The following is a 22,499-nucleotide window of genomic DNA, read 5'->3' on the forward strand; positions in this document are numbered from 1 at the left end:
GGAATAGCAATACACTCACGGCGCGAAGCGTTACTGCGCAGCGACAGGCTTGGTTTTGGCGTTGGTTAAGTAATCGATAACGCGTTGCAGGGCTTCAGGGGGTTCCTGGCGCTTAATCTGCGTATGGATGGAGTATTTGGCGCGTGTATCAGTCGAACGGGTTTGCTCGGATTTATGTGAGACTTTGCCGGTCATTTTGGCTTTGAAAATCCCCCAGCCAATGGAGGCTTCCACGGACGCTTCGGTGTCGGTACTGCTTGAGCTGGCCTCGCTCTGGCTCACCTCCAGCTCGAAGTCGATCGTACCCTCTTCGATGCAAATAATCGGATGAGCAATGGCAGCCAGCAGCGGAATGCTCATTTTGCGGGTGACGCTGCCTTTGCTTACCCCTTGCTCATCCACCAACGTTTCGTCGTAATCAAACTCGATTGCAACAGCTTTTCCGTCCTTGATACAAACGGAAAGCAGGAAATCGGTATAGGATTTGCTGGCCTGTACCTGAGCTTTGATCATGGCCTGCAGTGGGCCGCCAATCATATGTTCAAGTGGAAGGGCGTTGATAACTGAACCAATAAATTGTGAATCCATAATGTGAACTCCTTGAATCAGTGAATGCGCGGTTGCGCAGGAGTCACATTACGGCACTGAAAATGTGCGGGGTATTTGGCAAATATCCCATCTGGTAGACACAAAGAACCTATGTCATCTGCGGGATAGGGGGGAAAGAGTGGTGTTACGTCATATTCCGGTTTATTGTTGAAATCCCTGCCTCATCGATTTCCGGAGAACCATCGCGTGTTTCAAAAAGTTGACGCCTATGCCGGCGACCCCATTCTCTCCTTAATGGAGCGTTTCAAAGAAGACCCTCGTAGCGACAAAGTGAATCTCAGCATTGGCCTTTATTACAATGAAGAGGGCATTATTCCTCAGTTGCAGGTCGTGGCCGAAGCGGAAGCGCGTCTGAATGCCGTTCCGCATGGTGCATCGCTCTATTTACCGATGGAAGGGCTGAATACCTATCGCCACACCGTTGCGCCACTGCTGTTTGGGGCCGATCATCCGGTGCTGCAGAAAAAACGGGTGGCGACTATTCAGACGCTGGGTGGATCGGGCGCGTTGAAAGTGGGTGCAGACTTTTTGAAGAAATACTTCCCGGATTCCGGTGTGTGGGTCAGCGATCCAACGTGGGAAAACCACGTCGCCATCTTTGAAGGTGCGGGTTTTGTTGTAGGGACTTATCCATGGTTCGACACCGAAACCAACGGTGTTCGCGCAGATGCACTGCTGGAAAAACTGAATACGTTACCGGAGCGCAGTATCGTCCTGCTGCATCCGTGCTGCCATAACCCGACCGGTGCTGATCTGACTCATACCCAGTGGGATGCCGTCATTGAAGTGCTGAAGGCGCGCAACCTAATCCCATTCCTCGACATCGCCTATCAGGGCTTTGGCGCAGGCATGGAAGACGACGCTTATGCCATTCGCGCGATTGCCCGCGCCGGGCTGCCTGCCCTGGTCAGCAACTCATTCTCCAAGATTTTCTCCCTGTACGGTGAGCGTGTGGGTGGCCTGTCTGTGGTATGTGAAGATGAAGAGGCTGCCGGGCGCGTACTGGGCCAGCTCAAAGCTACAGTACGTCGCATCTACTCCAGCCCGCCAGCGTTTGGTGCGCAGGTTGTCGCGACGGTGCTGGGTGATGAGCCGCTTAAAGCTCGCTGGCTTGCGGAAGTGGAAACCATGCGTAAGCGGATCCTGGCGATGCGTCAAACGCTGGTTGATGTGCTGAAAGACGCTGCGCCAGAACATAATTTTGACTATCTGCTTAAGCAGCGCGGCATGTTCAGCTATACCGGTTTCAGCCCGGCGCAGGTTGATCGTCTGCGGGACGAGTTTGGCGTTTACCTGATTGCCAGCGGCCGAATGTGCGTGGCAGGGCTTAACGTAAACAATGTTCAGCGTGTGGCAAAGGCCTTTGCTGCCGTGATGTAAGCACTCACTTACACGCCTCTCTCCCACAGGGAGAGAGGCGGTGTGAGGGCATCAGGCCGTACCTGCATGTCGCTCAGCACTCTGTGATCTTCTTCTTTTTATTCAGATTCATAAGTAAAAACTCCTTTCATTCGACTCCCCCAGAGGTTATGGTCGGATAGTTTTTTGACCATTTGCTCAAAATAAAACGATAACAAACTGAATATTCAGGGGAAAATATGCGCAAGATCACACTGGCGCTCAGCGCCGCCTGCTTATTGTTCTCGCTTAATAGTGCAGTCGTTGCGCGCGCCTCCGCACCGACGCCGCTTTACACCGGAACCACCGCCGCCATTCTTGCCGAACAAGCCCCCATTCACTGGGTTTCCGTGGCTCAAATTGAAAATAGCCTGATGGGGCGTCCACCCATGGCGGTCGGTTTTGATATCGACGATACGGTCTTGTTTTCCAGCCCTGGCTTCTGGCGTGGTAAAAAAACCTACTCACCTGACAGCGAAGCTTATCTGAAGAACCCGGAGTTCTGGGAAAAGATGAACAACGGCTGGGATGAGTTCAGTATCCCGAAAGAGGTGGCCCGCTCACTGATTGCCATGCACGTGAAACGTGGTGACAGCATCTATTTTGTTACGGGACGTAGCCAGACCAAAACTGAAACGGTTTCCAAAACGTTGCAGGATGATTTTCTGATCCCGGCAGTCAACATGAATCCGGTAATTTTTGCCGGTGATAAAGCCGGGCAAAATACCAAGATGCAGTGGCTGGAACAGAAAAATATCAAAGTATTCTACGGTGATTCTGATAACGACATCACGGCAGCCCGCGATGTTGGGGCCAGAGGTATTCGGGTATTACGCGCCTCTAACTCGACCTATCGACCATTGCCGATGGCAGGTGCGTTTGGTGAAGAGGTGATCGTTAATTCGGAATACTAGGCATGCTGTTTTTTTGAACAAATCTGGTCTGCCGGGTTTACCTTTTGTCGTCTTGCTGCACACTTAAAAGGGCAGATACTCAGGTCGCGTTCAACCCATTTACAGGGGAGCAAAGATGACAATTTCGGAGATACTTCAATACTGCATGAACAAACCCGGCGCTGAACAAAGCGTCCACAGTGACTGGAAAGCTACGCAGATAAAGGTCGGGGATGTTCTTTTTGCAATGGTGAAAGAGGTTGAAGGCCGCCCGGCGGCATCACTGAAAACCAGCCCGCATCTGGCAGAGTTGCTGCGCCAGCAGCATCATGATGTCAGGCCGAGTAAACATCTGAATAAGTTGCACTGGAGTACCGTCTATCTTGATGGTTCTCTGCCAGGATCACAGATTTACTATCTGGTGGATGCGTCCTATCAGCAGGCCGTTGAGTTGCTGCCGGAAACGACCCGACAGCAACTCTCGGTGTGACAATTACAGCAATGGTTTGAGGAAGCGCGCGGTGTGCGAGGCTTCGCACTCAGCGACTGTTTCTGGTGTACCCGAAACGAGGATTTCACCGCCGCCGCTGCCGCCTTCCGGACCGAGATCGACAATCCAGTCTGCGGTTTTAATCACATCCAGGTTGTGCTCAATCACCACAATGGTGTTGCCCTGATCGCGCAACTGATGCAGGACGTCGAGCAACTGCTGGATATCCGCAAAGTGCAGGCCTGTTGTTGGTTCATCAAGGATGTAGAGCGTCTGGCCTGTGCCACGCTTGGACAGCTCACGCGCCAGCTTCACGCGCTGGGCTTCACCACCCGAAAGCGTCGTTGCTGACTGACCAAGACGGATATAGGTCAGGCCCACGTCCATCAACGTTTGCAGCTTGCGCGCCAGTGCCGGAACGGCATCAAAGAACTCACGTGCTTCTTCAATGGTCATATCTAGCACTTCGTGGATGGTCTTGCCTTTGTATTTGATCTCCAGTGTTTCGCGGTTATAGCGTTTGCCTTTGCACTGGTCACACGGTACGTAAATATCCGGCAGGAAGTGCATTTCCACTTTGATCACTCCGTCGCCCTGACAGGCTTCGCAGCGTCCGCCACGCACGTTAAAGCTGAAACGTCCTGGTGTATACCCGCGCGAACGGGCTTCCGGTACGCCTGCGAAGAGTTCACGTACAGGTGTGAACACGCCGGTATAGGTTGCCGGGTTAGAGCGTGGGGTTCGGCCAATCGGACTTTGGTCAATGTCGATAACTTTATCGAAATGTTCCAGGCCCTGAATATCGCGATACGGCGCTGGTTCTGCGAGTGTCGCCCCGTTTAACTGCGTTTGCGCAATCGGGAACAGCGTGTCGTTGATAAGGGTGGATTTCCCTGAACCTGAGACGCCCGTGATGCAGGTGAACAAACCAACAGGCAGCGTCAGGGTGACATCTTTCAGGTTGTTGCCTCGCGCCCCGGTGAGTTTAAGCACTTTTTCCGGGTTAGCCGCGACACGCTGTTTGGGGACTTCAATTTTGCGTTTGCCACTCATGTACTGACCCGTGAGCGACTCAGGTACAGCCATAATGGCATCCAGCGTACCTTCTGCCACAACCTGGCCTCCATGCACACCTGCGCCAGGGCCGATATCGATCACATGATCGGCTGCGCGAATCGCATCTTCGTCATGCTCAACCACAATCACCGTGTTGCCGAGATTGCGTAGGTGGATAAGCGTACCGAGCAGACGTTCGTTGTCGCGCTGATGCAACCCAATAGACGGCTCATCCAGTACGTACATCACACCGACCAGGCCAGCGCCAATCTGGCTTGCCAGACGGATACGCTGTGCTTCACCACCGGACAGCGTCTCTGCTGAGCGAGAAAGTGACAGATAGTTCAGGCCAACGTTCACCAGGAACTTCAGGCGATCGCCGATCTCTTTCAGCACTTTTTCCGCGATTTGTGCGCGTTGGCCGGAAAGTTTCAGGTTGTTGAAGAAGTCCATCGCATGACCAATGCTCATATCCGAGATGGTCGGTAGCGCGGTATTTTCAACAAAGACGTGGCGCGCTTCACGGCGCAGACGGGTTCCGTCGCAGGTGGTGCAGGAACGGTTGCTGATAAACTTCGCCAGCTCTTCACGTACCGCGCTGGATTCTGTTTCTTTATAGCGGCGTTCCATATTGTGCAGTACGCCTTCGAACGGATGGCGACGCACCGAGGTATCACCACGATCGTTCATATACTTGAATTCGATGTTCTCTTTGCCGGAACCGGAGAGGATCACTTTATGAACTGCCGGACTCAGGCTGGCCCACGGCGCTTCGACATCGAATTTGTAGTGTTCTGCCAGCGACTTCAGCATCTGGAAATAGTAGAAGTTACGGCGATCCCAGCCGCGGATCGCGCCGCCAGCCAGTGATAATTCGGGGTTCTGAATCACCCGATCCGGGTCGAAGTATTGCTGCACGCCCAGGCCGTCACAGGTTGGACATGCCCCTGCCGGGTTGTTGAACGAGAACAGACGTGGTTCCAGTTCGCGCATACTGTAGCCGCATATTGGGCAGGCAAAGTTGGCGGAGAAGAGTAATTCTTCGGCTTTCGGATCGTCCATATCGGCAACAATGGCCGAGCCACCCGAAAGTTCAAGCGCCGTTTCAAAGGATTCTGCCAGACGTGTCGCCATGTCTTCGCGTACTTTGAAACGGTCAATAACCACTTCGATGGTATGTTTCTTTTGCAGCTCGAGTTTTGGCGGATCGGATAAGTCACACACTTCACCGTCGATACGGGCGCGGATATAGCCCTGGCTTGCCAGGTTTTCCAGCGTTTTGGTGTGCTCGCCTTTACGTTCTTTAATGATAGGGGCGAGCAGCATCAGGCGTTTACCTTCCGGCTGTGCCAGAACGTTATCCACCATCTGGCTTACGGTCTGCGCAGCCAGAGGAACGTCATGATCCGGACAACGCGGCTCACCCACACGGGCGAACAGCAGACGCAGGTAGTCGTGAATTTCAGTGATCGTCCCCACGGTGGAACGCGGGTTGTGTGACGTGGATTTCTGCTCAATGGAGATAGCAGGCGATAACCCTTCAATGTGGTCAACGTCCGGTTTTTCCATCAGTGACAGGAACTGACGTGCATACGCAGAGAGCGATTCAACGTAACGACGCTGTCCTTCGGCATACAAGGTGTCGAAAGCCAGTGAGGATTTGCCAGACCCCGAAAGCCCGGTCACGACGATGAGTTTGTCGCGAGGGATTATGAGGTTGATATTCTTGAGATTGTGGGTGCGGGCGCCCCGAACTTCGATCTTATCCATTCACCTTTCCCGGTAGGAACACTGTTTGCCTGGTCTGTTTGAAGGACAACCGGCTGTCAGAAACGGCTAATTATGACACAATTCGACCTGTTTGAATATACAGTATTGGAATGCAAATTCAGATCGACTGTGCAACAATGATCTGTCCACGCGAGAACTCTGGAAGATGCGTCGAAACTATCAAAAGGCCGCATGGAAATGGTACACTCGCGCGTTTACACTATTAAGAAACGTATTCAGGAGACACGAACATGGCCAGCAGAGGCGTAAACAAGGTGATTCTCGTCGGTAATCTGGGCCAGGACCCGGAAGTACGCTACATGCCGAGTGGTGGCGCAGTTGCCAACATTACGCTGGCTACTTCCGAATCCTGGCGTGATAAAGCGACCGGTGAGATGAAAGAGCAGACTGAATGGCATCGCGTTGTGCTGTTCGGCAAACTGGCCGAAGTGGCTGGTGAGTATCTGCGTAAAGGTTCTCAGGTTTATATCGAAGGCCAGTTGCGTACCCGCAAATGGACCGATCAATCCGGTGCTGAGAAATACACCACGGAAGTGGTTGTGAACGTTGGCGGAACCATGCAGATGCTGGGTGGCCGTCAGGGTGGTGGTGCTCCGGCAGCGGGTGGCCAGCAGCAGGGCGGTTGGGGTCAACCTCAGCAGCCACAGGGCGGCAACCAGTTCAGCGGTGGCGCGCAGTCTCGCCCACAGCAGCAGTCTGCTCCGGCGCCGTCTAACGAGCCGCCAATGGACTTCGATGACGACATTCCGTTCTGAAGATGACCTTAGAGTTATCTGTAAAGAATGTAAACATAGACCCCTGTTAATTCAGGGGTTTTTCGTTTCTAGCGCCAAGAAAAGTGTCTTGTATAAATTGGTGATTTTTCACATATAGTCTACCTTGTAATTGTGTACTATTTATGGGTGTGAGTGCATGGAAAAGAACTACAGAGTTACAACATTTGTCATGGATAGTGGCGAGCGCTATTGCATGGTAGTGGATCGTGCTTCTGGCCTTCCCATGTATTACCCAACTTTGTTTTTAACAACCCAAATCCGCAATAAAGGCAATGCCTTCTCAACGACGCTAGCTGCTGCTAACAACCTAGTCTTGTTGTTACGCTTTCTAGAGAGTCGTGACATTAACCTTGAAGAACGGTTATTGACCAAAGATTTCTTCAAGCCACATGAGATGGACGATCTGCGAGACTTTGCTCAGCGCAAGCAAGGCAGGATGCCATCAAAGGCGCTCTCCAATCCTTGGCTGGATGATGAGTTGGCCAATATCGTGGATAACGGAACACAACATTCCCGCCTAACAACGTTTGCCAACTATTTACGCTGGTATGCTATGCATCTCTTAAAGATGCCTGAGCTGGATGTTGGCGAACAGATCAAGACTATGGCGACGCAAATAAAGGTGCGCCGACCGTCTAAAAAGAGCAGAAACAGTACATTGCAAGACAGGTCTTTGAGTGACGTTCAATTGGATGTGCTATTTGAGACGATCAAGCTCGATTCAGAGTGGAATCCTTTTTCAATTGATGTGCAGCGCCGCAATCGGCTGATGATCTTGCTTCTGTATCATCTGGGCATCCGAGGTGGTGAATTATTGAACATCAGAATACAGGACATAGATTTTAGCTCTAACAGGATCCGTATCGTTAGGCGAGCAGATGAACGAGCTGATTCTAGAACCAATGAGCCTAATGCCAAAACCAGAGAACGGCTCATACCGTTGGCTGAATCCTTAGCTCAAGAACTGCACAGTTATATCACCAAAGATCGCCGCAAAGTCCAAAATGCAAAGAAAAATGACTACCTGTTTGTGACTTACAAGCGTGGGCCAACTGTCGGAAACCCTATCTCCAAGGCGGGTTATCACAAAATATTTTCCTTGGTCAAAGATGTATCGCCGCAATTGTACACAGTGACTGGACACTCGCTCCGCCACACATGGAATCGTAAGTTTTCAGAAAGAATGGATGCCATGGATGAGCCAGTCAGCGAAGAACGACAAGAGCAAATCCGTGCGTACTTACAAGGTTGGAAACCGGGCTCAGGAACCGCAGCGACTTACAACAAGCGTTTCATTCAGCAAAAAGGTTTTGAGGCCGCCTTGGCTTTACAAGAGGGAAATGGCACTCGCTTACCAAAGGACATGAAGATTGATGATGAATAACATCTTACCAGCATTGCCTACCGAGAAAATACCTGCAAAATCAAATGGATACTTTTTCACGTTGCATGAAGCTATGTGGAGATTAGATAAAAACAACAATATTTCGGTTGGTATGATACATGACCTTCTGGATCCTGAGACTCTGAGTGGGTTTCTTCATACCCTGTCATTTTATGCCAGGAACCTGTCCGCGGCATACACGAGACATATTTTCCTGTGTTTCTTAGACATGATTCGTGCAACTAAAGCTACTCGTATTGACGATATCATGTTGATTGGATATAGGTCTTCTTTGGATGCGGCTCATGAGCATGAGTTAGCCTGCGTTAGTGTTTTACTGCGAAAGTGGCACAAGCTGGGCTATCCCGGTGTTAGCAAGAACGTGGCGTGTTTGCTGGAGGGATGGAGGTTAAAGGGGGGGCGTAAGGGGGATGCGGTTAAGCGATTGGATCCTCTAAAGGGGCCGTTGACGGATAATGAACTTCAAGCGTTTAACGAGGCGGTTGTACGAGCTTATGAAAAGAGCTTAATTACCATCGCGGAGTTGGCTATGGCTCTTAGCGTCAGTCATACAGGGCGTCGTTCAATCCAGATCTCTCAGCTGCGCGTGGTTGATATTCTCTGCGGAGAAAATGAAAAGGGTGAACCCTTCTATGTGTTGAATGTGCCGCGAGCCAAGCAACGTAACAGCTTTTTTCGCGAAAGCTTCAAGCCCTATGCGATGACTCTCGAACTATGGGCAGTCCTGAGTGCTCAGGCAAGGAATGCTGTTACTCTGGTTGAGAATCGTCTCGGGATTGAATTGCAGGAAGCTGACCGGCAGCAGATCCCTCTGTTTCCTGATCTTGATGTGCTAGCGACCATCCAATCCCCTTATGAATTCTACCAACTGCTTGCCACTGACAAACTCCACATCGCCGCTTCAGTGATAACTAAAACACTCCATTTAATCGTAGAAGAATCAGATATCCGGTCAGAACGTACTGGTGATCTATTGCATATCAATTCTCGCCGCTTTCGGTATACCACGGGCACACGGGCTGCCCGTGAAGGTTTTGGCGAGTTGGTAATAGCGGAACTGCTTGACCATACGGACACCCAAAACGCAGGTGTTTATATCAAGAATATACCCGAGCATGTGAAAATGCTGGATGAGGCGGTTGGTTTTCAATTGGCGCCATACGCTCAGGCATTTGTCGGGGTACTTGTAGATTCAGAGAGGGATGCACATCGAGGTGACGACCCAACAAGCCGTATTCGGACCGAAATAGGTCAAGGTGTTGGAACTTGTGGCGAACATGGCTTTTGTGGCGCCAATGTACCTATTCCTTGCTACACCTGCATGCATTTTCAGCCATGGCTGGATGGCCCGCATGAAGATGTCTATCAGGGCTTGCTTAATGAGCGTGAGCGGGTGAAAGAGATAACTGGCGACATCCAGATTGCTGCCGTGCTTGATCGTAGCATCATCGCGGTGGCAGATGTGATTATGCGTTGCGCTAAACGTCGTGAAGAGCTTGGTAAAGAGGGATTAATTACCAATGGCTGAGATTTTCCAGTTCAAGCCAAAGGCTATTCTGACGGCAGCAGAAAACCTTGGAGCATTCATAGCCAAGTGCCGAGATCAACTGACTGTATTCGGATCCGAACTCAATTGGGATGCTCCTGTGTGGCCAAACATAACTGTGTTCGCCAAGTTGGGCGTTACTACTCGCAAACCAAAACCCCAAGAGATGCAAGATCCAGAGTTCATCGATTTCGCTAAAGCTTATTTCCGTTACCAGCAGGGGCATCATCCCACGGGGACAAAAAATGAAAGTAAGGCCCTCCGAGCGGTTGAGGCGTCTTTGCTTCAAGTAAACGGGAGTGCAAATATTGATGGCCTGTCAATTACTGTGCTTGATGAAGCAGCTGAATTGGCAAGGCAGCACTACTCAGATGGCTCAGCATATAGTTGCGGCCGTGAGATTGAGCGGCTGGCTAAGTTTGTAGTTGAAAACCAGCTTGTACCAAACGCTATACAAGATTGGGTCAATCCAATTCAGCGTGCTAGTGATAAGAATAAAACAGGCAGAGAGGCGAAGAAAAATAGAGAGGAGAAACTGCCCTGTGATATTGCTCTCAATGCGCTGGCCGAAATTTTTGCCACTAATCCAATTAATGAGAGGGATATATTCACATCATCGGTGTTTGCGATGCTGATGTCAGCACCATCACGCATTACTGAAGTTTTGGCTCTACCTGCGGATTGCGAGGTATTTGAAACTGATCGCGAAGGTATAGAACGTTATGGCTGGCGTTTCTTTGCCGGGAAAGGTTACGAGGGTGATATAAAGTGGATACCAAGCGTTATGGTCGAAGTAGCCAAAACTGCCATCGCCAGAGTGAAAACTCTATCACAGAATGCCCGAAGCCTAGCCAAGTGGATTGAGAATAACCCTAACAAGTTTTACCGTCATATTGACTGTCCTGATGTTGCTGATGATAAGCCATTAACGATGGAGGAGTCTTGTATAGCTCTCGGTCTTGCTTGTGAATCCAAAAAGCAATGTCATTCTTCTCTTTATAATCGAGGACTAGTCCAAAAAGATGGTGTGCACACGCTAAATAGTTTGTGGCAGCATACTTTGGCGCGTTTGCCTGATAGTTTTCCGTGGTTCGATAAAGACAAAGGTATTATGTACAGTAATGCTTTGTTTGCACTGAATGCTAATCAGTTTCATGGAAACCGAGGCTGCCTGCCGGTTGAATTGCACAAACCAACCCATAATTTTTTTAACAATGATCTTACGCCTCGTGAGGCCATTGAAGGAAAACATGCCAGTATCTTTGATCGCCATGGTTATCGTACTGAAAATGGAGAGCGGGTCAAATTGACCTCGCATCAGGCTCGACACCTGCTCAACACCATTGCCCAGCGTGGAGGACTGTCAAACTTGGAAATTGCCAAGTGGTCTGGACGGGCAGACGTGAAGCAGAATCGAACCTACAACCACATGACTGAATACGAACTGGTTGGCATGGCTGAACGCCTTGATCCCACAAAAGCGCTATTTGGGCCTGTTGGCGAAGTGGCAAAGCATCTGCCCGTGACTATGCAGGAGTTGAATACCTTAGAGCATGCCGCAGTCCATGTGACGGAGTATGGCTACTGTGTGCATGATTACACCATGAGTCCTTGTGAGAAGTTCCGAGATTGCGTCAACTGTACTGAGCAGGTTTGTATCAAGGGCGATGATACAGAAAAATCAGACCGAATTAAAAAGCGGCTGGTGAAGTCGGAACGATTATTTTCGCTTGCTGAAACGGCTGTGGCAAGCGGCGAGATGGGGGCTGACCGCTGGTATCAGTACCATAAGAAGACCGTTACCAGGCTTCGGGAACTAGTCGCCATTTTAGAAGATCCAAACATTGAAAATGGTACCCAGATTAAGCTCTTGGGCAATGATTTCAGCCAGCTTCGCCGTGTTGTCGCAAAGACTTCTATTGAGGCCATCGAGCAAAAAGGCAAAGAAAGTGAAGAAGCTGTGATGTTAGATAATTTGACAACTTTGTTAGGGGGGGGCCTTGGCTAAGCATCTGGACAATCGAGACATTAACGCCATCGTGAATCTAATTCGAGGATGGCAGGAACCAAAACTGTCCTGGTCAGCAATCTGTGAGGCGGCAGAACCATTGGTCGGAAAGTTGCCGTCAAGACAGTCCCTTAATGCACATGAGGCAATAGTGACTGCCTATCAAACAAAGAAAGAAGCGCTTAAAGGCCGTGGCCCCAAAAATCCGCGTCCAGCTAGTTTGAACATTGCAGCCGCTAGGATTGTGAAGCTTGAGAACGAAATCGAAGAGCTGAAGGAAGAGAACCGGATGTACAAACAACAGTTTGTGATCTGGCAATACAATGCATACAAACATGGAATGAAGGAGCATCAACTTAATGCGCAGTTGACGAAGATTGACCGGGAGAGAACTGATGGTGAAAAACGTTAACTTTTCAACTTAGCGGTGCTAAAAAACTAGATACAGTTTTTCTGAATAATGACTATTGTGCTTTATACCATTATCTAATTAAAAAATCCGAATTGGTGACTAAATTGTTAAATAAACAAAAAAGATTTAAAATAAAACCAACGCATGAAATTGTAAGTTCTGTCTTGAACCCAAGCCGCTTTTTAGGTAGTAAAATTGATGCAAAGAAGGCCTGTTTTAGCGATTTTGTCTGCCGTTCAAATGATGAAGACTTTAACAGGGCTATAAATATAATCCTTCGGGATGAAGAAATATCAAACGCGTTAAATCAGAATGTTAAATCTATTAAAGAGGCGTTTTCTAGAACTATTGTTTCAGCGAATAATGTTAGTAATGCACGAATAATAAAATTATATAATGCTATTCTTTTGAGTAAAATTGATAGTCTCAGATTATATGTTGATGCTAAGCAAAAAGTGGAAGAGTTGTTTGTCCATGGTGACCTTAATCAAGCAATAAATATACTGGACGAGTTAAATGAAAATTTAGGCTTTTCCATTTGGGAAATGGAAGTCAGGTTTGCAATATACACAATTAGAAAAGAATATAGTGCCATAACTGAATATCTTGAAAAAATAAAAGGTGAGACAGATGATGAGTTTCTACGGGATATTGCAAGGGTAATAGCATGGAAATCTCAAAGCGTCGATCCTAGTCTTATTATGGAAACTATGGTTCGTAGGCCAAATAAAGAGTTTATAGATGGAAATGCTTTTATTATAGCTGCATTTTATTCACTTACATGTCTTCATTATCCACTCTACAACGATGTTGATTTAATGCATAGTATGAAATGGTTGCAACTATTACCTACTATAGATTTATTTAATGCTGTAAAAAAAATCACAGTATATGGAATGGGTAATGGGTGCCTAAGTGAGATTGAAAAAAATTCTTTAAGAGATCTGTTCGTATCCTTGAATAAGGAGTTGAACTTACGTGATTTACGAGAGATAGTAACTGCAATTTCTTCAGAAAATTCGGCTCAGAGTATTTTTCCAATAACTGATGATATCATATTAAATTATAGCGAGGGAAATTACGAATATGTTATAGATGCAGTGGAAACAAGACTAAATAGTCTTGATGATATTATAACAAAAATTAATATTTTTGCTAAATCATACATCCATTCGAATAGGAAACCAAATGGGCTACCTATTTTCCTGAATGAAGTCATCAATAATCTCATTAGCATATACTCTCTAAAGGATGCAAATCAGGCGATAATGCAGCAGGTTGGGTTGATTGTAAAATATTCAGTGCTAGATGTTTCCGATCATTTAATGATAAGTGTTTTAAAATCTGCACCGTATTTCCTTTCAGCTCAGCAGAAAGATGGAATTATCTTTAAATCAAAGTTTCTGGAAAAACAGCTTACCCCGCTTGCATGCCACCTTGATGAATCACCTTCACTATATGAAAACTACTCCTTGGATTTAAATGTCGAACATTTAATAAGGAAGAGAACTGCAATTTTTGCTGTTTTAAATAATGATGAAAAAATGCTGGATAAAGTTAAAGACTATTATGAGGTTGCACCTATTAAGAAAGATGCAATTGAGCTTATGGTTGAATGCTTTATTCGATGCAGTGATAAAAAATCGTTAATTGAGTACGCTTCAAATGAATTGATTATAAATCCAAACTCAAATATATGCTTGCCTTTGAAGGATATTGTTGGTTATGTTAGCGAAAATAACTTATATACTATTGATTCTGTAATTTGCAGCTATTATTATAATAAGTTTTCATCAGAGGATAACAGCTCTGTTTTGAATGAGGTTTTTGAAGAGTATATAATTTCTCGCGATGTTTTTCGTCCAAGTGAATTAGTTACTGGTGAATTATCTAAAAAAGAAATAATACTTTTAAATGAGATTTCTAAAATTGACGTAATGGATTATTTAGGTTGTTTCGATAATGATAATGATTTGAAAATAGAAAGGATAAAAATTTTAAATAAACTCGTGTCCGCAGGTTTTTTATCTCAAACAAATGTTGATGGTGAATGTAAAATGATCGTAGACGACATTCTCATCGAAAATGAAGCAGCAAAATTTAATGATGCTAAAATATATATTGATACTAGATCTATTTTAAATAAAAGAAAGAATGATATAGAATCGTTACTTCATAAGTATAAAAATAGCTTAGAAGAGGATCAAGTTAATGACAATGTACAATATGAAATTGAATCTATGGCAATACTTAAAGGCAGCAAAAATGAAATTCTAACAAGAATGATGAACATACTTCTGGTTGAATATTTTAATAATAAAGAGGTCGGCTTGGATAAAAATTTAAGCTCAGAAATAAGACATGGTTTTTTTGGTAATTTAATTTGTTCAGGACCTCAAAACAGACACCTGCTTACAGAATTAGATGGAAGTGGTAAATATAAATCCAATCAATATTGGTTGGAATACTATAAAATGATAAGTTCAGAAATATTAAATAAAGTTGATGCCTTGTTAGTTAAGTTTAGTGAGGATTTTAATCAAATTATAGAAAAAGCAGAACAGTGGATGAAAGTATCTCTTAACAGTGATGATACTGATAGAGTTTTTGTGTTCAACTTTACTGTTGAAGAATTTAATATGATAAGAGATCTGGCAGATGCCTCTGTCAGTGTTGATGAAATTACAAATAGTATGTTTCATTTATTTAATGAAAAGCTGCTAAGTTGCCTTGATACTATGAAATCAAAATTAAATGAGGTTTTTGCTTCTCAGGTGGATGATTTGTTTACTGACCTTATCGATAATATAAATGCCGCGAAAAGTACAACCGGTATGAATTATTTGTTGGAGGAAATCAGATTGGCAAATACCGAGGTTAAAGAGAATATACGAACTGTATGCGAGTGGTTTTCCCTTAAAAAATCCGTAGATTTCGAAAGTATCGAGTTAGATAAATTAATTCGATTAGCAGAGCGTTGCTTCAAACAAATTAATAGTTGTGATATTGAAATTCATGTTGAATCGCACTTGAATCATAAAATTGATGGCGGTCAATTATATGCGCTTGTGTTTTGTATCCTTAATTGTTTTAATAACTCATATAAATATTCAAGTGAAAATAGAGATATATATGTTGAAATCACTGGTGAAGAGAGAAAGTGTTTTTCCATTAAAATACTTAATGAGATAAGTAATAGCACGTTGCAGTATCTGCAGAATGGAGGGATTGATCTTTTGATAAGTAAGTTAGCAGATGCTGACAATAATGATTTACTAACAAAAGAAGGTGGTTCAGGGTTATACAAATCACTTCATGGGTTGAAAACTGTTTCAAGTAAATATAATTTGCAGCCAATGATTGTTAATGATAAGTTCTGTGTAGAGGTTACATATGGGTATTGATATACTTGTTGTTGAAGATAATGAATACAAACGGAAACGAATTGTTGAAGTTATCAAATCTGATTTCAATGATTGCATTGTGACTGAATCATACTCCTTTACTTCAGCTTGGAAGTTTATATCTGAACATGTTTTTGACGTTATTTTATTAGATATGAGCTTGCCTACTTTTGATAAAACAGACTCTGACCCTGGAGGAGTTTTTAGAATTTTTGGAGGGAAAGAGTTAGCCCGGAAAATGGGAAAAAGAAATGTAAAATCAAAGTTTATTTTTATTACGCAGTATAAGAGTTTTAGTGATAATATTAACTCTTATTCTTATGATGATTTGAAGTCAGAACTATTGTGTAAGTACAGTTCTAATTGCCTAGGTTTCATACTCTACAGTAATACTAAAAGTGAATGGCGTGATGAACTTGTTAAGTCAATAAAAGAGTTAGAAAAGTGAAAATTTTAATAGTTGATGATAATGCTGCAAGATGTGAAGAAGTTAAGGCTCTTTTACAAGAAGAACTAGGAATTGGCGAGCCTGATATTTATACAGCATATAACACACAATCGGCTAAAACTTTGATGAGAAGTATTAGATTCGATTTCTTGATTTTAGATGTGGTTTTGCCAAAGAGAGATGAGCCACCATGTGCTGAATTTGGCCTTGCCCTATTAAATGATATTAAGAAAAGGCCTACAATTAAAAAGCCTGGTAAAATTGTTGGTATTACAGCCCAATTTGAAGATCTTGAGTCTTTTAGAACACAATTTGATTCTCATTGTGAAGTATTAATCGAAGCATCTACTCGCTCAAAAGATTGGAAAGGTAAGATTTTACAAGCTGTTAAATTTGAAAACTCGAAACTTATATCGAAGTATACTACTGAAAGAAATGTCACCTGCTTATCCGTTCACGGAATAAGAACCAGAGGTGAGTGGCAGCAAAAATTCAAGAAAATTGTAGAGTCCAATGTTGACACGGTCAGTTTTGAAAGCTACAAATATGGATACTTTACTGTATTGTCTTTTATGATACCATTCTTAAGACAGATAAAAGTCAATTCATTCAGTAAAGAACTAAAAAGGATAAATCTTCAAGGTAAAGAAATTTTTATATTTTGCCATAGCTTTGGGACATATATTACTGTTAATGCTATCTCCAAATTATTGTCCGAAGGAACTACAGTCAATATCAAGATGCTGGTTTTATCTGGTAGCGTTCTTCCATCAAACTATGATTTTCATAAGATAATGACTTTGACAGATATGAAGTTGATAAACGATTGTGGCTGTGATGATAGAATTCTTCTTCTTTCTGAAGGGCTTGTACCAAATACAGGTATGGCAGGAAGGGTAGGATTCTATGGGCTTAATAATGCAAGGTTTGTAAATAGATTTTTTAAAGGTGGACATAGTCATTATTTTGATGAAGGTAGTGGATTCATGGAAAAATATTGGCTGCCTCTATTCTATGGCGATTCCAATATAGAAGTGATAGATCAGAGATGTGACAGTATTGTTACCTCTGGTATTATTGAGAAAGTTACATCTGGGCTTGGGAAAGTTAAGAGTATAATATATCTCACAGCCTTGTTTTTTTGTTTTTATTATTTTTGCATGAAATGATTTACGCAATTTAACTCCGCGGTTCTTAATGTTTCTGCGGAGTTAATTAGAATGCGATTAAGATTATAAAAAGAATGAGTTCTACTAATCAATAGGCGGTGATGCCTCTGAATAGTTGGATTTTATGATATCCTGCCCTCATTTGAGGTATTCCCATGGCTACTGTAACTATCCATTGTCCCCGCTGTGATTCTGATGAGGTTCCCAAGAAAAGTATGTTGCTCCACTTCCAATTTCCGCATGCAAATGCCTCATCTATATCGCACTCGTCATAGAATACACCACCACAGTGATGCCGTTCACGGTGGATAAGGTTTTTGATTTCTCGGGTTTTAGCGCGGCGTTTACGGCGCGAAAGGGAGGTGAATACTCTGTGTTTCCGCTTCATGTGTGCTAACTCCGCGTTTTTTCGCTGGAAAAAGCCCAACCAGGTAGAGTACATGTTTAAGTACATGTTTAATTAGGGTAACGGAAGTTTTATCCCTAAGAACGATTGTTTTATCTGTAATAGGTAATTTATTCAATACGTTAATTGAGGTGGTGCCGTAATTATGGACACTTTCTGTCCTCACGACGAGGTCTGCTCGAAGGACCCTAGGCTGACGCTACCGAGATGACTATCAAGACAAATCATGACTAATGTTAGTTAAAAAAATAGCACCTGATACCTGCACATAAAGCAAACAATTTTTCTATACACCGACAAAATTTATTGATATACAAATATCAAATATATTAATAATTGTAACATGAGGTGTCTATGTCAGGCTCTGGTGGGGGTAGCTTTGGCGGCCAGTTCGGTCAGGATGATTTTGAAGTGACCTGTGAAAAACTTACGATTGATACTCAGTTAAGTTCGCCTGATCCGCATGTCGTAGCGCAGCTGTCAATCGGCGTGATTATGGGGATTATGCAAATCAATTCAAATGGGACTCTGCTAACGGTTGCTATGCACAACGGTATGCAGGCTGGGGGTATCGCTTCTCCCTACATCCAGCGCCTCCGTGACTGTATGAGTAATGGTACTACCTATGTTGCTAAAGTGACCGCCATTAACGGTGGTCAGGTCAGGGTCAGTGTGTACGCGATATGAGCAACAGCAAAACGGTCAGTACGGAGATCATCACTATTGCAGGCGGTGCCTATCATGAAATTATCCTTTATCCAGGAAATCACCAGGTTTACGGTTCAGCGGGAAGGGCGGCATCAGCACTGGCAACGCTCGGTGTAAACGTTGATTTGTACACCTACGCTGATGAAGTAGTCAATTCGGTTCTTCGAGAACGCGCCTGTTTTGAAAACTTCACGCTTCATACGAATGAAGTACGTGAATCCGTCATATTCCATTATGAGCATGGGCTGGCGGAACCTCGAATTTTCAATTACCCGGACACCCCTTACCCGGCCATTACAGTGAAAGCGCCCTGTATTCTACGCTATGGAATGCTGGAGGGATCCGCTGTAATCGACGCGGAATACGCAGTATATGATCCCCAGAATGTGACCAATCCGGAGCCATTCACAGCAAACGGATCCAGAGCAAAGCACCTCGCATTGATCCTTAATCGCTATGAGGCGAAGACCCTTAGTGGCCAGAGTGAATTATCCGACAGAGAGCATGCAGAGTTTCTCTACGAAAGTGGTCATGCCGAAGTCATCATTATCAAGCAGGGCCCAGCCGGTGCACTCATCTGCGATAAAGGGAAAATATCCTATATCCCTGCCTATGAGACAAGTCGGGTCAACAAAATTGGATCTGGTGACGCATTCGTAGCCTATTTTTCCCGTGAGTGGATGCTGAACAAAAAAACAGCCCACGATGCTGCGAATTATGCCTCACTTGCCACCGCATGCTACTGCGAAAGCGGACTTTTTCCTTCAGCAGAAGGGCTGGCTGCTTTCAGTCCCAGCCCCATCAAGCTTTCTCAGGCGTTCATTGAGGGTGGCAACAGAAAAGTCTATCTGGCTGGCCCCTTCTTTACCTTGGCACAGCTCTGGCTTGTTGAGCAAGCGCGACGGAACCTGAGCGATCTTGGGCTGGACGTTTTTTCCCCCTACCACATGGTTGGACACGGACCCGCAGAAGAAGTAGTCGAAAAGGATCTTGATGCGATACGGCAGGCCGACATCGTTTTTGCAATAGGTGATGCACTCGACTCCGGCACCATCTATGAAGTCGGTTACGCACGGGCGCTAGGCACCCCGGTGGTGTTCTATGCCGAGAACGAATCGGAAGAGGATCAGAAAATGATGGAAGGATCAGGATGTATCTTGAGCAAAGATTACGTCACAGCAATTTATAAAACGCTCTGGGTGGCCGCTCAAAAATGAAAACCGCACTTTTACTTTCTGGCGGAATGGACTCCATTGCTATTGCCTGGTGGAAGCGCCCGGATATAGCACTGACACTCGACTACGGTCAGCAAGCCGCCAATGCCGAAATTAAAGCTGCCACTGCCACCTGTGAGGCCCTTGGAATTGAGCATCACATTATACGCATTGACTGCCGTTCGCTGGGATCAGGGGATATGGCTGGTACCGCTATGGATCCGAATGCACCATCGAGCGATTGGTGGCCGTATCGTAACCAGATGCTCATCTCGCTGGCGGCCATGAAGGCAATAACGCTTGGCGTCACGCACCTGTGGATCGGCACAGTGAAGTCAGATGAAACGCATCTAGATGGTACCATAGGCTTTATCAGCAGAATCAGTGAGCTTATGTCGTTTCAGGAAGGAGGCATGGTTGTCGAAGCTCCGGCAATTACGTTATCAACCTCTGAGTTGATCAGAATTTCAGATGTTACGCCAGGTGGCCTCGCTTGGGCCCATAGCTGCCATAAGGCAAACATCCCATGCGGCAACTGCCGGGGGTGCAATAAGTATTTTCAGGTTCTGGATGATGTCGGATATGACTTGGACCGTTCCCGCTAGTCCTGTTCCTCGCGAACAGCCACTCAGTTATCAACCCGTTAACTGGCCCGCCGGAGATCCGTTTTTTCTGCCGCCTCCTTCGGAGAATGCAGTGCTTCCCGGATTGAATGATGTGATCGAAACCCGTAGAACACAGCGAAACTTCAGCCACGTCAGTCAGGCCCAGCTATCTCACTGGCTATGGCTAACCGGCAGAGTGATGGCTGTGGGACATTCAAGCTATGGCTTTCCACTAACTCAACGCCCCGTCCCCTCCGCTGGGGCCATACATCCTATTCACATTATTCTTTCCCTCCCTGAACGGGATGGGTGGCAGCTGTATCTGCCTGACATGCACGCGCTGGCACCGCTTCGGATCCCTGAGCAGACCCGATTCGAAATACGCGATGAGCTTTTGCCGGTAATTGATATCCAGAGCGGAATTATTGTCAGACTTATCGCTGAGCCGGGAAAAACGTCAGCAAAATATTCAGATGCTGATAGCCTTGTTTGGCGCGATTCTGGTGTTCTTGTTGGGCAGATGGCGCTTGTTGCCGAAGCGCTAGAATGCAATTTTTGCCCGCTGGGCATTACAGGCCATGACTGGTGCTCCGGATTAAAACTGGAAGGTCGTCTGGCTGGTACCGGACTGGCGGTTTTTGGCTCGCGATGAACGAGGGCGCAATTTCGCAAGAGGCTGGTCGCGCATGTTTTCGATGAGACTGAACACCGTACTGGAAGAGGCCTGCATTTCATACCAGATAAGCGCATCCAGCTCGGATGCTTTTACGCCCATAGCTTCACTGAACTCCAGAAATATTTGTTCCAGCTTCAGGTAGTCACGTTCAACAGTAAGGTCTCCCGGGAAAAAACCTGCAAGTAATCCCGCCCTAAGGATGTGAATGTCCAGAATAGCGACATCATCCGCACAGAGCCAGTTACGTGCTATCCATGATGCCGTTTTATGACCAATACCGGGAATGGAGGTCAGCCAGTCTCTGAGAGCACGGCCCGAATCCGTCGGCGGCATCTCTACATCCAGCCTGTTTAGTGCAACCGAGAGATAGCGCGATTTTTGCCGAGCAAAGCGGTAACGCACTGATTTGTTACCAGTTTTAATGGGCTCTGATAGCCATTCGTAAAGAGTGGCTTCAGATGGTGGCTGAGCATCAAACGCACCGCAATCCTTCAGCTTATTGAATGCGGCAAGGCCTATCGCAGCTGGTATGCCGTGTCCACCCAGCAGGCAGGCACCCACTTCCTCTTTGAGCGTTCGCCCAAGCTTGTAATTGACGGCATTGACTTCCAGACGACGGGCGAGTATTTGATAGGCCCAGTACGCTGGCGATGGGAACGCCTCAATTCTTCCCCACCGAACTCCCGGCAGGATATCCTGTTCCGGAGCTGGAAAGTCAAGATTGATAATTGTCGGTCCAATGAAGACCGCTCCGCGCTGCGTCATACAGTCTCCAGACCATAAGTTGCGTTCAGCCAGTTGATCAGTTCGTTGCGCTCTGCGGGTTCCATTCGTTCTATGCGATCATAAAGCCGAGTGCGTCTGCGGGCCAGAGTCTGTCTTTCCCGATAACTGCTGCCCATGTATCGCGCGTCATGCAACCTGTCAGGAACATCAAAGTTCATCCATACGCATTCTTCACGCACGCTCGTATGAGTCTTGGCGTTAAATCGCTCGCAGCGCCATCCGCTCAGCATTTCGTCATAGATAGGATTTCCGTAACCGGATATCATGACCATGCAGGGCAACCTGGCAAGCACTTGCAGCAACCGGCGATGATCGTCATCTGAATATTCATGACGATAGATTTTGCTACGTTTACGCGTGCTATGAACATAGGGTGGGTCGGCGTAAACCAGTTCACTACCCTGATACGGAAACGTACTGAGATACGCTATAGCGTCATCCTGAATGAGTTCGCAGGGAATATCCCCGCCGCGCCATACATCAATAACCTGTTGGTCAATATCGATTCCAATATTACGGGCTGCTGGCCGTTTGTTGCGCATCACAGCTCCTCCACCAAGGTGGGTTTCAATATATGTCTCGTGCACTGGCATCAGGTTGATGAGTCTCTGATAGCACTTGCCTTTACCACCGGGATATCTCATGCGCTAATCATCGTCATTTCTGACGATGATGTCAATTACAATCGGTATTGGTGTA

20 protein-coding genes are annotated in these 22,499 nt (G+C 45.9%); 16 read left to right on the plus strand and 4 right to left on the minus strand.

Annotation, left to right across the window (positions count from 1 at the left end; genetic code table 11):
- Positions 1-30: 30 nt before the first annotated feature.
- On the minus strand, positions 31-588 hold the full coding sequence (locus GF617_RS09710) for a DUF2589 domain-containing protein (protein WP_203451574.1): 558 nt from the start codon (positions 586-588) through the stop codon (positions 31-33).
- Positions 589-795: 207 nt separating this feature from the next.
- Here GF617_RS09710 and tyrB point away from each other — a divergent pair, with 207 nt between their 5' ends.
- The 3 genes from tyrB to GF617_RS09725 all read left to right on the plus strand — a co-directional run bounded on the left by tyrB (position 796) and on the right by GF617_RS09725 (position 3,390).
- Complete coding sequence (gene tyrB, locus GF617_RS09715) at positions 796-1,989, plus strand: aromatic amino acid transaminase (protein WP_203451575.1); 1,194 nt, start codon at positions 796-798, stop codon at positions 1,987-1,989.
- A gap of 218 nt (positions 1,990-2,207) precedes the next feature.
- Positions 2,208-2,921 carry an acid phosphatase AphA gene (gene aphA, locus GF617_RS09720; protein WP_203451576.1) on the plus strand — a complete coding sequence of 238 codons (714 nt, stop codon included), beginning with the start codon at positions 2,208-2,210 and terminating at the stop codon, positions 2,919-2,921.
- A gap of 115 nt (positions 2,922-3,036) precedes the next feature.
- Complete coding sequence (locus tag GF617_RS09725) at positions 3,037-3,390, plus strand: MmcQ/YjbR family DNA-binding protein (RefSeq protein WP_181621851.1); 354 nt, start codon at positions 3,037-3,039, stop codon at positions 3,388-3,390.
- Between the two features lie 3 nt (positions 3,391-3,393).
- Here the strand turns inward: GF617_RS09725 and uvrA are convergent, their stop codons facing one another.
- A complete protein-coding gene (gene uvrA / locus GF617_RS09730) occupies positions 3,394-6,216 on the minus strand; it encodes an excinuclease ABC subunit UvrA (protein ID WP_181621852.1) in 2,823 nt (940 codons plus the stop codon).
- 251 nt (positions 6,217-6,467) lie between these two features.
- Here uvrA and ssb1 point away from each other — a divergent pair, with 251 nt between their 5' ends.
- From ssb1 to GF617_RS09795, 13 genes are all read left to right on the plus strand, one after another.
- Complete coding sequence (gene ssb1 / locus GF617_RS09735; protein ID WP_181621853.1) at positions 6,468-6,992, plus strand: single-stranded DNA-binding protein SSB1; 525 nt, start codon at positions 6,468-6,470, stop codon at positions 6,990-6,992.
- A gap of 157 nt (positions 6,993-7,149) precedes the next feature.
- A complete protein-coding gene (locus tag GF617_RS09740) occupies positions 7,150-8,397 on the plus strand; it encodes a site-specific integrase (protein WP_032142157.1) in 1,248 nt (415 codons plus the stop codon).
- Positions 8,387-9,946 carry a site-specific integrase gene (locus tag GF617_RS09745; protein ID WP_001514820.1) on the plus strand — a complete coding sequence of 520 codons (1,560 nt, stop codon included), beginning with the start codon at positions 8,387-8,389 and terminating at the stop codon, positions 9,944-9,946. Before GF617_RS09740 ends, GF617_RS09745 begins: the two co-directional genes overlap by 11 nt.
- Positions 9,939-11,972: a hypothetical protein gene (locus tag GF617_RS09750; protein WP_016236831.1), complete on the plus strand. Its 2,034-nt coding sequence runs from the start codon at positions 9,939-9,941 to the stop codon at positions 11,970-11,972. The genes GF617_RS09745 and GF617_RS09750 overlap by 8 nt, the downstream gene beginning before the upstream one ends.
- Positions 11,965-12,384: a hypothetical protein gene (locus GF617_RS09755; protein ID WP_032142156.1), complete on the plus strand. Its 420-nt coding sequence runs from the start codon at positions 11,965-11,967 to the stop codon at positions 12,382-12,384. Before GF617_RS09750 ends, GF617_RS09755 begins: the two co-directional genes overlap by 8 nt.
- A 95-nt stretch (positions 12,385-12,479) precedes the next feature.
- Positions 12,480-15,788, plus strand: a complete 3,309-nt coding sequence (locus GF617_RS09760; protein WP_088765868.1) for a hypothetical protein — start codon at positions 12,480-12,482, stop codon at positions 15,786-15,788.
- A complete protein-coding gene (locus tag GF617_RS09765) occupies positions 15,778-16,236 on the plus strand; it encodes a response regulator (RefSeq protein WP_001514824.1) in 459 nt (152 codons plus the stop codon). Before GF617_RS09760 ends, GF617_RS09765 begins: the two co-directional genes overlap by 11 nt.
- A complete protein-coding gene (locus GF617_RS09770) occupies positions 16,233-17,405 on the plus strand; it encodes a response regulator (protein WP_057061553.1) in 1,173 nt (390 codons plus the stop codon). Before GF617_RS09765 ends, GF617_RS09770 begins: the two co-directional genes overlap by 4 nt.
- Positions 17,406-17,560: 155 nt before the next feature.
- On the plus strand, positions 17,561-17,680 hold the full coding sequence (locus tag GF617_RS27510; protein ID WP_077258877.1) for an IS1 family transposase: 120 nt from the start codon (positions 17,561-17,563) through the stop codon (positions 17,678-17,680).
- A gap of 485 nt (positions 17,681-18,165) precedes the next feature.
- The gene (locus GF617_RS09780; RefSeq protein WP_001514826.1) at positions 18,166-18,498 is read left to right on the plus strand and encodes a hypothetical protein; all 333 of its coding nucleotides are present in this window, start codon (positions 18,166-18,168) and stop codon (positions 18,496-18,498) included.
- Positions 18,495-19,736: a PfkB family carbohydrate kinase gene (locus tag GF617_RS09785; RefSeq protein WP_001514827.1), complete on the plus strand. Its 1,242-nt coding sequence runs from the start codon at positions 18,495-18,497 to the stop codon at positions 19,734-19,736. The genes GF617_RS09780 and GF617_RS09785 overlap by 4 nt, the downstream gene beginning before the upstream one ends.
- A complete protein-coding gene (locus GF617_RS09790; RefSeq protein ID WP_016236833.1) occupies positions 19,733-20,338 on the plus strand; it encodes a 7-cyano-7-deazaguanine synthase in 606 nt (201 codons plus the stop codon). Before GF617_RS09785 ends, GF617_RS09790 begins: the two co-directional genes overlap by 4 nt.
- The gene (locus GF617_RS09795) at positions 20,316-20,990 is read left to right on the plus strand and encodes a dehydrogenase (RefSeq protein ID WP_223371151.1); all 675 of its coding nucleotides are present in this window, start codon (positions 20,316-20,318) and stop codon (positions 20,988-20,990) included. Before GF617_RS09790 ends, GF617_RS09795 begins: the two co-directional genes overlap by 23 nt.
- On the opposite strand, the gene GF617_RS09800 is transcribed toward GF617_RS09795, so the two are convergent.
- Together GF617_RS09800 and GF617_RS09805 are read right to left on the minus strand one after the other, a co-directional pair.
- Positions 20,934-21,779: a hypothetical protein gene (locus tag GF617_RS09800; protein ID WP_001514830.1), complete on the minus strand. Its 846-nt coding sequence runs from the start codon at positions 21,777-21,779 to the stop codon at positions 20,934-20,936. The genes GF617_RS09795 and GF617_RS09800 overlap by 57 nt on opposite strands.
- Positions 21,776-22,342 carry a DNA adenine methylase gene (locus tag GF617_RS09805; protein WP_001514831.1) on the minus strand — a complete coding sequence of 189 codons (567 nt, stop codon included), beginning with the start codon at positions 22,340-22,342 and terminating at the stop codon, positions 21,776-21,778. Before GF617_RS09805 ends, GF617_RS09800 begins: the two co-directional genes overlap by 4 nt.
- Positions 22,343-22,499 lie beyond the last annotated feature (157 nt).

It is taken from the genome of Lelliottia sp. RWM.1, assembly GCF_016859735.1.
Taxonomy (GTDB): Bacteria; Pseudomonadota; Gammaproteobacteria; order Enterobacterales; family Enterobacteriaceae; genus Enterobacter.

Excerpts from the sequence above, each read along its gene's own strand:
- GF617_RS09710 (WP_203451574.1), bottom strand. The coding sequence starts at position 588 with ATGGATTCACAATTTATTGGTTCAGTTATCAACGCCCTTCCACTTGAA.
- GF617_RS09740 (WP_032142157.1), top strand. The coding sequence starts at position 7,150 with ATGGAAAAGAACTACAGAGTTACAACATTTGTCATGGATAGTGGCGAG.
- GF617_RS09725 (WP_181621851.1), top strand. The coding sequence starts at position 3,037 with ATGACAATTTCGGAGATACTTCAATACTGCATGAACAAACCCGGCGCT.
- uvrA (WP_181621852.1), bottom strand. The coding sequence starts at position 6,216 with ATGGATAAGATCGAAGTTCGGGGCGCCCGCACCCACAATCTCAAGAAT.
- GF617_RS09790 (WP_016236833.1), top strand. The coding sequence starts at position 19,733 with ATGAAAACCGCACTTTTACTTTCTGGCGGAATGGACTCCATTGCTATT.
- ssb1 (WP_181621853.1), top strand. The coding sequence starts at position 6,468 with ATGGCCAGCAGAGGCGTAAACAAGGTGATTCTCGTCGGTAATCTGGGC.
- GF617_RS09805 (WP_001514831.1), bottom strand. The coding sequence starts at position 22,342 with ATGCGCAACAAACGGCCAGCAGCCCGTAATATTGGAATCGATATTGAC.
- GF617_RS09765 (WP_001514824.1), top strand. The coding sequence starts at position 15,778 with ATGGGTATTGATATACTTGTTGTTGAAGATAATGAATACAAACGGAAA.
- GF617_RS09785 (WP_001514827.1), top strand. The coding sequence starts at position 18,495 with ATGAGCAACAGCAAAACGGTCAGTACGGAGATCATCACTATTGCAGGC.
- GF617_RS09780 (WP_001514826.1), top strand. The coding sequence starts at position 18,166 with ATGTCAGGCTCTGGTGGGGGTAGCTTTGGCGGCCAGTTCGGTCAGGAT.
- GF617_RS27510 (WP_077258877.1), top strand. The coding sequence starts at position 17,561 with ATGGCTACTGTAACTATCCATTGTCCCCGCTGTGATTCTGATGAGGTT.
- GF617_RS09800 (WP_001514830.1), bottom strand. The coding sequence starts at position 21,779 with ATGACGCAGCGCGGAGCGGTCTTCATTGGACCGACAATTATCAATCTT.
- GF617_RS09795 (WP_223371151.1), top strand. The coding sequence starts at position 20,316 with ATGACTTGGACCGTTCCCGCTAGTCCTGTTCCTCGCGAACAGCCACTC.
- GF617_RS09745 (WP_001514820.1), top strand. The coding sequence starts at position 8,387 with ATGATGAATAACATCTTACCAGCATTGCCTACCGAGAAAATACCTGCA.
- aphA (WP_203451576.1), top strand. The coding sequence starts at position 2,208 with ATGCGCAAGATCACACTGGCGCTCAGCGCCGCCTGCTTATTGTTCTCG.
- GF617_RS09750 (WP_016236831.1), top strand. The coding sequence starts at position 9,939 with ATGGCTGAGATTTTCCAGTTCAAGCCAAAGGCTATTCTGACGGCAGCA.